This is a genomic window from Chryseobacterium indologenes, from assembly GCF_018362995.1.
Classification (GTDB): domain Bacteria; phylum Bacteroidota; class Bacteroidia; order Flavobacteriales; family Weeksellaceae; genus Chryseobacterium; species Chryseobacterium indologenes_G.
Genome location: NZ_CP074372.1, coordinates 2,581,416 through 2,594,647 on the forward strand (window position 1 = coordinate 2,581,416; position 13,232 = coordinate 2,594,647).

Genomic DNA, 13,232 nt, shown 5'->3' on the forward strand with positions numbered 1-13,232 from the left:
CTGTCCTTCATTCGGACAGCTCATTTATTATCACTTTTATATTAAAGTTTTCAATGAAAAAAAATACTTGGATATTCTTTATTTTTTTTATTTTAATATTTCATGCAATAGTATCAATCACAAATAATATCTATTCGCTGGGGTATTTTAAAGACATAAAAAAAATAGCATTAAATCCCGTTGGAAAAATGTATGCACAAATAGTTCCAACTGATACATCATACTATCCTGATATCATAATGTACTATTCAAATTATGCTGGAATTGACAGGGGATATGCATTTTATTCACCTAATCTTAATAGAAATAAAATTGAATACAGTTTCACTACAAACAGTACAAATACTCCCATGCCAATATCCTTTAACACTAAAGAATCTAATGTCAAATACATGTCTATGTCAATAAACCTGACCAATATGTTTGATAATAGAAAAAAAAGAAATAAGCTGGTAAAGGATATATCCATTTTCATGCTTAATCAAAATAAGGAAATAAAAGATATGAATTTTATTGTTTCTGTCAGGAGGATTAGGTTATTAGATGAAAAATATCAGGGAAATAAAAAAAGTATTAATGCATATAACATTAAAAAGTTAAACACCCATGAGTAAGATAGTTTCATTTATGACTTCTTATAAAGATGATTCCAAAAACACAAAAATTTTTATTTATTTAATAAGTATTTTAGCACTAATTAATATACTATCAATATTTCCTGATTTATACAGTATATATTCTAAAAACGGAATAATAAGCGAATCTCTGAATAATAATTTTGTTTCTGAAGATAAAATAAAAGTATCTACACTTACTGAAAACATAATTTCCTTAACTAGCATTGAGTATAAGTATGCTTTCATTATTCCCTTTTACTTATATATTGTTTCTCTGATAATGATATTGCTAAATTATTGGAAAATTCTGTTTGCTATTATAGTCATTTTCCTGCATACGGTATTCCTTAATTCTGCTTACTTATTATCCTATGGTGCTGATTTTATGATTGCTTTTATGCTTTATATCAATCTTTTTTTTTGTATTGAAGATAAGATAAAAGTTGAATCATATAAAGGTATTATATTCTCGTTTGCTGTAAGGTTAATGCAGATCCAGCTTTGTATTATTTATTTCTTTGGAGGATTTGGTAAAGCTTTAGGGTTTGACTGGCTTGATGGTAATGCAATTTGGCTTTGTATTAATCATTATTTAGATGAAAAGGTAATTAACTCATTTTTTACTCACATTCCAAAGTTTATTTATCAACTAGCCTCATTACATGTAACGATATTGGAACTTTTATTTCCTATTTTTGTTTTTCTAAGTAAAAACATAAGAAAATGGACGATTATCAATATAATCATTATGCATATTGTAATCGCTTTGGTCATAAAAATATATACCTTTTCTATCGCAATGTTGCTTTTTAATATAATTGCTTTCTATCCTGGCAAGTTTTCTATACTAATGAAATATTTGGACGAAAAACGATCAGTTATATTTAAACAAAAAAACAAGAATAATGAAGTTACAACTTAAAGACATTTCCTATAAAATTGGGGATAAAATAATTTTAAATAAAATTAATCTGGAATTTGAAAATGGGCTCTATGCCTTATTAGGATTAAATGGTACAGGAAAAACTTCACTAATTAATATTATCTCAACATTAAAACAACCGTCAACGGGAGATTTTTTTTATAATGACGTTTCAGTATTAAATAAGCCACAATCTCTAAGAAAAGATTTGGGATTTATGTCTCAGAATCTTGGACTTATTCAAGATTTCGATATTATCCAAAATTTAACTTATTTCGGCCTTTTGAAAGGATGTGAGAAAAAAAGCCTACATAATAACATTTTAAAGATTATAAAAGATTTTGATTTAGAAAGTTATAAAAAGCAAAAAGTAAAAAACCTATCGGGAGGAATTAAGCAAAAAATCTCATTCGCTTTATCCATAATTAACAGCCCTAATGTATTGATACTTGATGAACCTGTCAATAATCTAGATTATATGGAACGTGAAAAAATGTATTTACTTCTAAAAGATATTTCCAAAACGAGTATTGTCATTCTATCAACACATTTAATAGATGAAATTTCCAGATTTTGTGATAAGAAAATAACTATTAGTAGCGGATCAGCCTCTCTGGAAAACAATATTAATTTTAAAAATAAATAGTTAAATGTCAAGATTGCTTCCTCTATCGTCTTTATACTATACGTATTTAATCAAAAAAAAATCCTTTATTTTCTGCACCCTGATTTTAATCGTATTGGGGCTTTTCCTTATACCCGGTAAAGATGCCGATTATGTAACATTCTATATGGGTAACATAAGCCCTGCTCCAAATAAATTTTGGATTGGAAACGTTTCTGCAATCTTTTCTAATGTGATCATTTCGTGGCTATTGATTCATATTTTAGCAGGAGAAAGAGAAAAGGAAATTTTAAATTATACTTATGTACAGGAAGATCTTTCTTTTTTAAGTTCATTCTTTAAAGCATTATATAAAATTATGGGGCTTTTCTTTATAGGAATGACATTTCTATTTATTTTGAACATTACAATTTTCATACAGAACATCGAGCTTACAGGACCATATTTCATCTTTCCTCTCTTATATTTTTCGGTGCCATACATCCTGATTATTGCTGGAGTGAGTTATTTTATAGAATATTATATAAAAAATAACTTTCTCAAATATGCTGTCTATTACATATTGGTATTTTTTATCATGTTTAATGATAGATTTTTTTTGGGAATTTTAGGAATTCATGAATTAAATTTTATAATCAATAAGAATATTTCTGAAACAAATCTATTTGCCATTGGATATCTTCCAAAATCCAGACTACATATTATTTCTCTACAAGAACCTATCTTCCCTATATTTTGGCTAAATAAGTTAGCTGCATTGACACTGTTTATTTCAACTGTGTATTTATTGTCTAAAATCCCTATAAACAGGAAACTCACTATAATTAAAACACTTGCCGATTTTTCACAAAAAGACACAGAAATGAAATCTATTAAGTTTTCTTTCAGTCAAATAAAAAAAGATCTGTCATTTTTTAATATACTTCAAAAAGATTTCTATCTTTTCTCACTCTCCGTAGACAAAACTGCAATTTCTGCTATTCTTATCATTTGGGTTTTATTATTCCCCGTAAAAGAAGATTTTTTAAAATTCTTGCTACCCTTACTCTTTTTCTTTACTCTTTTTATTAATAAATTTCTTACAAGATTATCCTTATATAACATCGATTATGCAGAGAATATTTCACCTTATAAAAACTTTGAAATTGTTTTGTCAAAAAATGTGATCATCTTTGTTTTCTATGTAATATTGTTAATACCATTATTAATAAGACATTCATTTACGCAAAATATGTATGTATTATTAAGCTTTTTTATACTTACAGGTTTTCAAGTTATCATGTCACGTGTTTTTAAAAATAACACATTTATTGATATCCTATTAATTATTTTGTTTGCTACCTATTTGACAGGTAAACCTATTCTAAATATTTTCCAGTTATGAAAATTTATTATGATAATTATTGCCCAAACTGTACATTGTTTGTCAGAAACATAAAAAGATTGGATTGGATGAATATGCTGGAAATTAAGGAATTGAGAAATCCCAGTCATATTAGCGAAGCCTTTGGTATAAATAAAACATTGGCAGAACAGCAGATGGCTTCATATGATAAAAAATGGAGATATGGTTTTATTACAATTTATATGATACTTTTAAGACTACCGTTATTTTGGATATTTTTTCCAATTCTTTTTCTATTTAAGATCACTGGTCTCGGACAATTAATTTATAAGGAATTAGCAGTAAAAAGAAAAATAATTCCTATACATTGTGATGAGGAAAACTGCAAAATACAATAATATCGGCTGAATGCTGATAGCAATTGTCTAAGTAGATAAAGAATGTTAAATTCTAAAATACAATCTTGTTTATTGATCTATTTCGGTATTGTAAATATTCTTCTTAGTATATGAAAAAAATGTTCACATTCTTTATCATTTCATTTGCCTTAGCTCTTTTAAATGGATATTTCTTCAATTACATCAATGATACCTATTTGCATTTTAATGTAAATTATTATAAACATCAAAATATCTCAAAAAACGAACTACACTTTATTGCAATCTTTGTTGCTCCTTTTATTGAGACTTTAGTATTTCAATATTTCCCTTATCTGGTTTTGACGAAATGGATAGGCATAAGGAATAAATGCTTCTGCATCATCATTATGAGTATCATTTTCGCATCAATGCATTATTATAATTGGCTATATATTGTGATGACATTTTTTGGAGGTCTTATTTTAAATAACCTTTATATCTATTATAACAAGCACGTTCCTGACAGTACTCTTCCACGCACTATTCAATCTTTTTGGATTTTTGTTTATAATGTGACTTTTTGTATTAAATAATATAAAAACAAGCTCCTCCTGATCAAAGAAGAGCTTGATAAATAATGCAAAAAGATGATGGATAGAAAATTATCTTACTCAAAAATAGAGGATTAATTAGTTTACGTTTATGAGCAGCGTCATATTAGAGCAAAAAAAATCCCCGGAAATTCCGAGGATAAAAACTAATAACCATGAAAACTCAAATTAAACATGAGTTACATTTCTATATCGAAAAATCGTGCCAAGAATGCCAACTTTGAGAAAAAAAAGCGATTTACTCCAAGTGTTATTCATTTTGTAATTTCAGCATTTTAGACCGATTTTACTGATGCTTTAAAAACCACTTCATAATTATTTATAATTAATTAAAATAAATACAACATGCCTGCGAAAATATTAAAAATAAAATAATTTACAATTTGGTAAAATAAAATTCATATTAGAAAATAAAAAATTCCAAAATACTTAATCAAGCTATCAAAAAAACTAAATCAACACCAAATTGGCATAATTTATTCTTCATATAAATCAATCCAATAAATTTAAATTATCATGGCACAAATAATTTTTAATAAAGAAGATTTCACGAAAAGCAATGAAAAAGAATATCAGTTGGAGTACGATATAAATGAAATAGGTAAAGGTTCCGATCTCATTGTAGAAAGGCTGACCGAAAAAGGAGACTATGAAATCATTCAAGCTCCTCTGAGAAGATCAAATGACAAAATATTTATTATTTGGGATACCCCGTTTAACGGTAGAATACTCTTCGATCTTTAAAAGATGTAAAAGTGTTATATGAAAAAAGCCCCCAAAAAATGGAGGCCTCAAAAAACACAAATGATGAAAAAAAATTTTATATCAGAGATAAAAATTATTTTATCTATTAATTCTTAACCAAAGATATACCACACTTTTTTTTTATTTTATGAGTACAGTCATAAAATAATTATTTCTTTTAAATAATAAGCTAACCAGCCAGCAGAAAGTATTTCTCAAAAAAAGACAATAAACAATAGCGTTGTAATTCCTAATCTTCCGGATTCTAGAATATTCCAAAACTGGTTTACTAAAAAATATCAGATAACTTTTGATTATAGTAATATTTTACACATATATTCTTTATAATTAATCAATTCAAACAACGTGATAATTTTACTTAAAGCTAACTAAAGTCACCTTAAATAATATACAAAACAAAAGACTCCTCAGTTAGAGAAGTCTTTTTGATAAAATATGGAATGAAAATGCTCTTATACTCAAAGGTAGTATCTCCTCTTCAATTATTATATGAGCAGAATCATAAAACTGAATAAATAGAAACGGCCTCCTGATGGAGGCCTAAAAAACACAAATGATGAAAAAAATCTATTTAGAAAAATCCAAACAGAATATCGTAGAATCATTCAATACAATCATTGTTACTGCATTCTTCAGAAGAAGATAGTACAATGGAGAAATAGAGAATGAATATTTCTATAGAATCAAAAACATCCTGAAAAATGAATCAGTAATAATTTATACAATTATAGTAATTTGTTAGTATTTATTCAATATAAAATTCATAAAAACAAAATAAAAAATGTAATTAATTATTTAATGATTGAAAAAATTCTCATTTCAGGAAAGGGTAAATGTAACTAAATATTTTTTTACTCACAAGGCCTACTCATCCCAAATGATCGGAATATACACCGTAATATACCCATCAGAATCTACCTGAGCGTCCGAAACTGTAGCAATTACCGTTCCATAGCCTACCCATCCGCCTTGTCCCTGCATAGCAGAAAAGGTATAAGTTCCTGCCGGAAGTCCGTCATAATATTGTGGTACGGTCTGAAACCCTCCACTATAATAAGTATCATACACTTCTCCGGTAGCCATGTTTTCAGCAAGAAAACTTCCTACATCATAATTTCCCGAAAGAATTTTTGCTCCGCTTTTTGAAAGAAGTCCATAACGGATCTTATAAGTCTGGGACTTTGGTGTGATATCAGCTGTTTCTGAACAGGTTTTATTATTCTCTATTGTTTCCGTGGAGGAAAATGATGTGACAACAGTCAGCAGTCCAATACACGCTGATACTGTAAAAATTGATTTTTTCATATTAAAAGTAATTTGGTATTCAAAAATAGTCAACTTATATGAATTCAATAAAAACTATGAGTGAACTAAAATTTACAAATACCCTGCAACTCCGCATTAACAGTATAAAATCTATCATTATTAAAAATTATCTCCACTTTTTAGTATCAATTTTAACATTCATTAACTAAAATTTGGCTTCATAATTGAAAATAAAACTAAAATCAAAGTCGTTGTGGCTTTATCTTATTAAAATTTGAATTATGAGAAAGATAATATTAGCAGGTTTTTTATTCGTCTTTTTAATGACGGCCTGCAAGAAAGATGACAGCGTTGCTGAAAAATCACTGGAAGCACAGAAACTTGAATTTCAAGCCAGACAACTTGAAATAGAAAAACAAAAACTGGCTATTGAAAAAGAAAAGATGGTCTATGAAGCTCAGAAAAAAGCAGACAGCATATCTGAAACCAAAAAAGCAAGAGCTGCAGCTGAAAATAATTCAAGACCACAGGTAATCAGAGAGACAAGAACAATATATAGAGACAGAAATTCAAATTCCGGCTCATCAGGTAGCAACGGAAGTTATGCCAATAACGGAAGTGGTACTTCACAGGGAACTACCCAGAAAAAAGGATGGAGTAAAGCAGCCAAAGGAACCGTAATTGGTACTGTAGGTGGAGCTGCGGCAGGAGCACTTATCGCCAAGAAAAACAGAGGACTCGGAGCTGTAATTGGCGGTGTTGTAGGAGGTGCAACAGGATATACCATCGGTAGATCACAAGATAGAAAAGACGGAAGGGTACAACCCCGTTAATAAATATTTTCACAATAAATATAAAGATTGCTTATTTTTAAGCAATCTTTTTTTATGCTATTGATTCTGTTTTCTTCAATTTTCATCATACCCGTCTTAATAGGCTGGGGGAAAATCATGGAAAATGTATCCGGGATCCTGTTTCAGGGAATCTCAGGAAAAATTTTATCTGGAATCCTGGGATTAAGCCTGATATGGACGTTTATTTCTTTTTTTATTCCTTTAAATATCTATGTAGAAACAGTTTCAATATTTGTGGGATTATTCTTTTTCTTTAGAAATCGGCTCTATGGAGAATTTTATCAGTTTTCAAAGAAAGATTTTATACTTTTTAGTGCCACAACTTTTATTATTTTATTCGCAGGTTCTTACTATCCTTATATATTGGATCATTTTGGTTACTATATCCCTACTCTTCAATGGCTTACAGAATATGGACTGGTAAAAGGAATTTCAAACGTAGACCTCACACTGGGGCAAATGTCTGTCTGGCATATTTTTCAGGCAGGATTTTCCAATTTTTCTGATCCATTTTTAAGAATCAATGCTGTATTACTCATTATCTACACCATTTATATCATCGAAAGAAAAAACTGGGTACATCTCTGTTTCCTACCGGTCTTATTACTGTTTTCTCAGTCTCCAAGCCCGGATCTTCCTGTGATTATTTTTTCACTGATTATTTTAAATGAGCTCATAGCCGGAAACAGAAATACCACTCTCCTTTTTGCCTTTTCAGTTTTTGTTTTCTCTATAAAACCTACTATGATATGGCTGCCTATATTGGTATTCTTACATTCAGTTTTTATTTTCAAAAACAATTTCAAGCCATTACTTTTAGGGATTCTGATTCTCTTGCTTTTCTTTATTAAAAATATATGGACATTCGGTTTTCCCGTTTTCCCTGTAGCAATAGGCGATCTGGGAGTATCATGGAAACCCAATCACGAGGTTTTAAAAATTTCCTCACAATTTGCAATCATGAAAACCTATGATATGCAGTATACCTATGAAGAAATTCAAAAATTTTCAATATCAGATTATATTAAAAACTGGCTTTTTCTGGAAGGAATCAAATCAAAAATTAATATTCTTTTTGTCCTGAGTTTAGTTGTTTTTTCTGTATTTGCCTGGATCAAAAAAAGCAAACTCATCACTTTGATCTGCATTTCATTATTGATAAAAAGTATACTGGTCCTTGCATTTTCCGCCCAATACAGATTTTTCATCGATGTTTTTTTCGTGATATTTTTTGTTCTGTTTCATGAATATTTTAATCAGAAAAAAGCCATTACTGTTTTTTCAGTTTTAAGCTTATTTTTCATTTCAATATTATCTTTTCCGGCATTGATTCAAAAATATATTCCGAGCTTCAGAGTGGGAAGCTTTATGACAGGTTTTGAAAAAGAACAGCTTTATAAGCCCTCAACCTACAAATACCGTCAGTTTAACACATTTAAAATCGGGAATTTTAAATTTAATGTTTCTCGCAATTACCCATACAGTTTTGATACTCCTCTTCCAGCCGTTACGCCATTCTATATTGTTGATGATGTAAAAGCAGGTATTTTCCCTCAGCTTTCGGATAAAAATGATCTCAAAAAAGGTTTTATCTGGAAAAAAATGACTCCGGAAGAAAAAAAAGAAGCTCAACAGGTTATCAATAATATCAAAAACACTGATAAATAGAACAAATCCAGAAACTTTATTATCTGAAGAAAAAAAGGTAATTTTGTACTATGTTCAATACATTAGGTAATCTTCTTAGTCTTACAACATTTGGAGAAAGTCACGGAGTGGCTTACGGCGGTATCATCAATAATTTTCCGGCAGGTTTAACGGTAGATCTCGATAAGGTTCAATATGAACTGAACCGAAGAAAACCTGGCCAGTCAGCAATTGTTACTCAAAGAAAAGAAAGTGACACAGTAAAGTTTCTTTCAGGAATCTTTGATGGAAAAACAACAGGTACTCCCATTGGTTTTATCATTGAAAACGAAAATCAGAAATCGAAAGATTATGATCATATAGCAGGGGCATATCGTCCAAGCCATGCAGATTTTACTTATGACCAGAAATTTGGTTTTAGAGATCATCGTGGCGGTGGAAAATCTTCAGCAAGGGAAACCATGAACTGGGTAGTTGCCGGCGCTCTTGCCAAGCAGCTTTTATCAGACATTGAAATCAACGCTTATGTTTCTTCCGTAGGTGATATTTTCTGTGAAAAGCCTTATCAGGCTTTAGATTTTTCCCAAACGGAAAGCAATGACGTTCGTTGCCCTGATGCTGAAACAGCTGAAAAGATGATTTCAAGAATCAAAGAGATCAAAAAAGAAGGGAATACCATTGGTGGAACCATTACATGTGTGATTAAAAATGTTCCCGTAGGAATTGGTGAACCTATATTTTCAAAGCTTCAGGCTGAACTGGCAAAAGCAATGCTTAATATCAATGCCTGCAAAGGTTTTGAATATGGAAGCGGTTTCTGCGGAGCCAAAATGACAGGAAAAGAGCATAATGATGCTTTCAATACAGATTTTACTACAAAATCTAACCTTTCCGGAGGTATTCAGGGTGGAATTTCCAACGGAATGGATATTTATTTCCGTGTAGCTTTCAAACCTGTGGCCACTATTTTAAGACCTCAGGACAGTATTGATAAAGACGGAAATCCTGTGATCGTAGAAGGAAAAGGGCGCCATGACCCTTGTGTGGTTCCAAGAGCGGTTCCTGTAGTGGAAAGCCTTGCAGCATTTGTATTGGCAGATCTTTTTCTGATCAACAAAACAAGAAATATCAATAATTTTTAACATAAATATTTTTGGTAATGAAAAATTACTGGGATAAAGGAATTTCTTTTGAGGAATACCTTCAGATTGCAAAAGAAAGATTAGAGAATCCTGCCAACCAACAGGAAGCTGACTATAAACAATATTATGAGCTGGGTCTTCAGAGAATGGACCGAACGGTAAAAAAATACGTTCCGGATGAAGATCAGCTGAAAGAACTTGCCACTAAAAATTTTGATGGAAAGATTTTAATCATCTCTGAAGCCTGGTGTGGTGATGCAAGTGCAACAGTGCCTGCATTATTCAGATTTTTTGAAGGCCATAATGAGGTAAGAGTTTTTCTAAGAGACAGTGATAAAAGTTTAATCAACCAGTTTCTGACCAATGGTACGGAATCTATTCCGAAAGTAATTATCCTAGACAAGGACCTGAATGTAAAAAATTCATGGGGCCCACGTCCGAAATACGGATATGAGCTGCTAATGAAATACAAAGCTGATCCTGAAACGTATACAAAAGATATGTTCTACAATGATCTGCAGATATATTATGCCAAGAACAGAGGAAAAGATGCTGTTCAGGAAATTTTGGATCTTCTATAAAAACCAGATATGAAAAAAGGGATCATCTATCTTGTAATTATTGCCGTCATTGGTGTTGTTGCGTTTGTACCGGGGATAAGAAATTTCCTAAAGGATACATTCTTTCCGGTAGCCACTATTGAAAATGCTGTACATATCAGTGAAGAGGATTACGATATAGAACTTAAAGGAATCAACGCTCCGAGTACGAATCTTAAAAACTTTAAGGATAAAGGGATTTTCCTAAACTTCTGGGGAACCTGGTGCCCGCCATGCCGAAAAGAATGGCCATCTATTCAGAAATTGTATGACACCAGAAAAGATCATGTAGATTTTGTATTGATTGCAATGAATGACAAAGAAGAGGATATAAGAAAATTTTTAAAGGAAAATAATTACACTGTTCCTGTATATATTGCTCAAAGCCCTATTTCTGAGAAAATTCTTCCTAAAGTTTTTCCTACGACTTTCCTTCTGGACAAGCATGGAAGAATCCTTATCAAGGAAGATGCGACAAAAGATTGGGACACAGAGACTGTGCATCAGTTCATTGACAATATTATCAAATAAATTTTTAACTAAATTTTATAATTTGTTGGTACAGGATTTGCGAAATTTATAATGTTGAAAAATTTATTAAATCCAAACACAAAAATGAAATATTCAAAATTAAATCTTGCAAAAGAAGCCATCAATCATAAGGGCTTTATAAAAAAGATCCCTGATATTTTCAGAATGGTCAAAATGTGGAGAAGAGGAACCTATCCAATGAAATCCATAGACATTATTCTTCCTTTACTGGGAATTTTATATGTCATATCCCCTATTGACCTGCTTCCTGAATTTGCCATACCGGTACTTGGAGTTATGGATGACCTGGCAGTATTGTCACTTACCATTCCTAAGCTCATCAAAGAGGTCGACAAGTTTTTATTATGGGAAGCCCAGCAAAAATACAGTGGAGCCCAAGTCATTGATGCTGAAATCGTAAAATAATAGTTTATTTATATTTTTCACACCATCCTGGTAAATCCGGGGTGGTTTTTTATTTACAAATGAACGATAAATTTTTAAGCCTTATTTCAATTCCTTAAATTTGCAATATCTAATAAAAAATAATGGAAAGTAAAAAAGAATTCTTCTTAGAGTGCTACAAACTAGGCATCATCAAATTTGGTAGGTTTACCCTAAAAAGTGGTATTGAAAGTCCTTTTTATGTAGACTTAAGACCTTTGGCTTCAGATCCTAAAATTTTAAAAAATCTTGCTAATTATTTATTGGAAATGCTTCCATTGGATAATTTTGATTTAATCTGTGGAGTTCCTTATGCTGCTCTTCCTATGGCGACTGCAATGTCTCTGGAAAGCTATATTCCATTAATTATTAAAAGAAAAGAAGCTAAAAGCTACGGTACAAAAAAACTGATTGAAGGAATTTACCAGAAAGGACAAAACTGTCTTTTGGTAGAAGATGTGATCACTTCAGGAAAATCTTTGCTGGAAACTATTCCTGAAATAGAACAGGAAGACCTTAAAGTTTCTGATATCGTTGTGGTATTAGACAGAGAGCAAGGCGGAAAACAGCTATTGGAAAGCAAAGGATACAGAGTACACACTCTTTTCAATATTTCCGAAGTATGCGATATTCTTCAGGAAACCGGTGAACTTTCTGATGAAGAAGTAAAAAGAATTCAGGACTTCCTTCAGGGGAATCATATTCAGTTTGAAGAAGAAATAAGATCTTCTTACGAGCAGAAACTTCAGATTACGCAACATTCAGTTTCAAAAAAGTTACTGGAAACAGCTTTAGCAAAAAAATCAAATCTTATTGCTTCTGCAGATGTTACTACAACTCAGGAATTACTGGAGTTTGCTGAAAAAGTAGGACCTCACATCATTGCTTTAAAAACACACATCGATATTATTTCTGATTTTGATTACGAAAAAACGATCACACCTTTAAAAGCGATCGCTGCAAAACACCAGTTCTTACTGATGGAAGACAGAAAATTTGCTGACATTGGAAATACTCAGGAGCTTCAGTTCACAAGCGGGGTTTTCAAAATTACAGATTGGGCAGATTTCGTAACGTCTCAGGTTATCGGAGGTTTTGAATCATTAGATTGCTTCCACAATGTAGGAGTAGTAGCTATTGTAGGAATGTCTTCCAAAGGAGCCCTGACTACTGCAAGCTATCGTGAAGAGGCTTTAAAAGTAGCTTTATCTCATCCTAATGTAATTGGTGGAGTATCTCAGAACAAAATTCCTGAAGATCTTTTATTATTCACTCCGGGAGTTAATCTTGCAGATTCCGGGGATGGTAAGGGACAACAGTACAATACTCCGGAACATGTGTTCAAAACGCTGCATACAGATTTTATCATCGTAGGAAGAGGAATCTACAAATCTGATAATCCTGAAGCTGCTGCGATCACTTATAAGACAGAGGGTTGGAACGCGTATATTAATTCTTTGGAAAAAAAAACAATTCAGGGTTAAAATCCTATAAAGTATTTACAA

The 13,232-nt window shown here is 31.2% G+C and carries 15 protein-coding genes; 14 read left to right on the forward strand and 1 reads right to left on the reverse strand.

Features of this window, described 5'->3' with window-relative positions:
* Positions 1-53 precede the first annotated feature (53 nt).
* The 7 genes from DYR29_RS11655 (at position 54) to DYR29_RS11685 (ending at position 5,223) form a co-directional block, all read left to right on the forward strand.
* On the forward strand, positions 54-614 hold the full coding sequence (locus DYR29_RS11655) for a hypothetical protein (protein ID WP_213277000.1): 561 nt from the start codon (positions 54-56) through the stop codon (positions 612-614).
* The gene (locus tag DYR29_RS11660; protein ID WP_213277001.1) at positions 607-1,539 is read left to right on the forward strand and encodes an HTTM domain-containing protein; all 933 of its coding nucleotides are present in this window, start codon (positions 607-609) and stop codon (positions 1,537-1,539) included. The genes DYR29_RS11655 and DYR29_RS11660 overlap by 8 nt, the downstream gene beginning before the upstream one ends.
* Positions 1,523-2,185, forward strand: coding sequence for an ATP-binding cassette domain-containing protein (locus DYR29_RS11665; RefSeq protein ID WP_213277002.1), 663 nt, complete (start codon positions 1,523-1,525; stop codon positions 2,183-2,185). Before DYR29_RS11660 ends, DYR29_RS11665 begins: the two co-directional genes overlap by 17 nt.
* Positions 2,186-2,189: 4 nt before the next feature.
* Complete coding sequence (locus DYR29_RS11670; RefSeq protein WP_213277003.1) at positions 2,190-3,548, forward strand: hypothetical protein; 1,359 nt, start codon at positions 2,190-2,192, stop codon at positions 3,546-3,548.
* Positions 3,545-3,907 carry a DCC1-like thiol-disulfide oxidoreductase family protein gene (locus DYR29_RS11675; RefSeq protein WP_213277004.1) on the forward strand — a complete coding sequence of 121 codons (363 nt, stop codon included), beginning with the start codon at positions 3,545-3,547 and terminating at the stop codon, positions 3,905-3,907. The genes DYR29_RS11670 and DYR29_RS11675 overlap by 4 nt, the downstream gene beginning before the upstream one ends.
* Positions 3,908-4,026: 119 nt before the next feature.
* Complete coding sequence (locus DYR29_RS23030; protein ID WP_425394637.1) at positions 4,027-4,461, forward strand: CPBP family glutamic-type intramembrane protease; 435 nt, start codon at positions 4,027-4,029, stop codon at positions 4,459-4,461.
* A gap of 534 nt (positions 4,462-4,995) precedes the next feature.
* The gene (locus DYR29_RS11685; protein ID WP_213277006.1) at positions 4,996-5,223 is read left to right on the forward strand and encodes a glutathione synthase; all 228 of its coding nucleotides are present in this window, start codon (positions 4,996-4,998) and stop codon (positions 5,221-5,223) included.
* Positions 5,224-6,108: 885 nt separating this feature from the next.
* Here DYR29_RS11685 and DYR29_RS11690 read toward each other — a convergent pair.
* Positions 6,109-6,549: a hypothetical protein gene (locus DYR29_RS11690; protein ID WP_213277007.1), complete on the reverse strand. Its 441-nt coding sequence runs from the start codon at positions 6,547-6,549 to the stop codon at positions 6,109-6,111.
* A gap of 242 nt (positions 6,550-6,791) precedes the next feature.
* Between DYR29_RS11690 and DYR29_RS11695 the strand changes: the two genes are divergently transcribed.
* The 7 genes from DYR29_RS11695 to pyrF all read left to right on the forward strand — a co-directional run bounded on the left by DYR29_RS11695 (position 6,792) and on the right by pyrF (position 13,211).
* Positions 6,792-7,343, forward strand: a complete 552-nt coding sequence (locus tag DYR29_RS11695; RefSeq protein WP_213277008.1) for a YMGG-like glycine zipper-containing protein — start codon at positions 6,792-6,794, stop codon at positions 7,341-7,343.
* A 117-nt stretch (positions 7,344-7,460) separates the two neighbouring features.
* On the forward strand, positions 7,461-9,032 hold the full coding sequence (locus tag DYR29_RS11700; RefSeq protein ID WP_249413483.1) for an LIC_10190 family membrane protein: 1,572 nt from the start codon (positions 7,461-7,463) through the stop codon (positions 9,030-9,032).
* Between the two features lie 50 nt (positions 9,033-9,082).
* The gene (gene aroC, locus DYR29_RS11705; RefSeq protein WP_142717824.1) at positions 9,083-10,153 is read left to right on the forward strand and encodes a chorismate synthase; all 1,071 of its coding nucleotides are present in this window, start codon (positions 9,083-9,085) and stop codon (positions 10,151-10,153) included.
* 17 nt (positions 10,154-10,170) lie between these two features.
* Entirely contained in the window at positions 10,171-10,734 is a 564-nt protein-coding gene (locus DYR29_RS11710; protein ID WP_213277011.1) for a thioredoxin family protein, read from the forward strand.
* A gap of 9 nt (positions 10,735-10,743) precedes the next feature.
* Positions 10,744-11,283: a TlpA family protein disulfide reductase gene (locus DYR29_RS11715; protein WP_213277012.1), complete on the forward strand. Its 540-nt coding sequence runs from the start codon at positions 10,744-10,746 to the stop codon at positions 11,281-11,283.
* Positions 11,284-11,367: 84 nt separating this feature from the next.
* Positions 11,368-11,709 (forward strand): YkvA family protein, encoded by a 342-nt coding sequence (locus DYR29_RS11720; protein WP_142717827.1) that lies wholly within the window; start codon positions 11,368-11,370, stop codon positions 11,707-11,709.
* Positions 11,710-11,831: 122 nt separating this feature from the next.
* Positions 11,832-13,211: an orotidine-5'-phosphate decarboxylase gene (gene pyrF / locus DYR29_RS11725; protein WP_213277013.1), complete on the forward strand. Its 1,380-nt coding sequence runs from the start codon at positions 11,832-11,834 to the stop codon at positions 13,209-13,211.
* Positions 13,212-13,232: the final 21 nt, after the last annotated feature.

Bases quoted from the DNA above. Each gene is read 5' to 3' on its own strand.
- DYR29_RS11655 (WP_213277000.1), top strand. From the start codon at position 54: ATGAAAAAAAATACTTGGATATTCTTTATTTTTTTTATTTTAATATTT.
- DYR29_RS11660 (WP_213277001.1), top strand. From the start codon at position 607: ATGAGTAAGATAGTTTCATTTATGACTTCTTATAAAGATGATTCCAAA.
- DYR29_RS11665 (WP_213277002.1), top strand. From the start codon at position 1,523: ATGAAGTTACAACTTAAAGACATTTCCTATAAAATTGGGGATAAAATA.
- DYR29_RS11670 (WP_213277003.1), top strand. From the start codon at position 2,190: ATGTCAAGATTGCTTCCTCTATCGTCTTTATACTATACGTATTTAATC.
- DYR29_RS11675 (WP_213277004.1), top strand. From the start codon at position 3,545: ATGAAAATTTATTATGATAATTATTGCCCAAACTGTACATTGTTTGTC.
- DYR29_RS23030 (WP_425394637.1), top strand. From the start codon at position 4,027: ATGTTCACATTCTTTATCATTTCATTTGCCTTAGCTCTTTTAAATGGA.
- DYR29_RS11685 (WP_213277006.1), top strand. From the start codon at position 4,996: ATGGCACAAATAATTTTTAATAAAGAAGATTTCACGAAAAGCAATGAA.
- DYR29_RS11690 (WP_213277007.1), bottom strand. From the start codon at position 6,549: ATGAAAAAATCAATTTTTACAGTATCAGCGTGTATTGGACTGCTGACT.
- DYR29_RS11695 (WP_213277008.1), top strand. From the start codon at position 6,792: ATGAGAAAGATAATATTAGCAGGTTTTTTATTCGTCTTTTTAATGACG.
- DYR29_RS11700 (WP_249413483.1), top strand. From the start codon at position 7,461: ATGGAAAATGTATCCGGGATCCTGTTTCAGGGAATCTCAGGAAAAATT.
- aroC (WP_142717824.1), top strand. From the start codon at position 9,083: ATGTTCAATACATTAGGTAATCTTCTTAGTCTTACAACATTTGGAGAA.
- DYR29_RS11710 (WP_213277011.1), top strand. From the start codon at position 10,171: ATGAAAAATTACTGGGATAAAGGAATTTCTTTTGAGGAATACCTTCAG.
- DYR29_RS11715 (WP_213277012.1), top strand. From the start codon at position 10,744: ATGAAAAAAGGGATCATCTATCTTGTAATTATTGCCGTCATTGGTGTT.
- DYR29_RS11720 (WP_142717827.1), top strand. From the start codon at position 11,368: ATGAAATATTCAAAATTAAATCTTGCAAAAGAAGCCATCAATCATAAG.
- pyrF (WP_213277013.1), top strand. From the start codon at position 11,832: ATGGAAAGTAAAAAAGAATTCTTCTTAGAGTGCTACAAACTAGGCATC.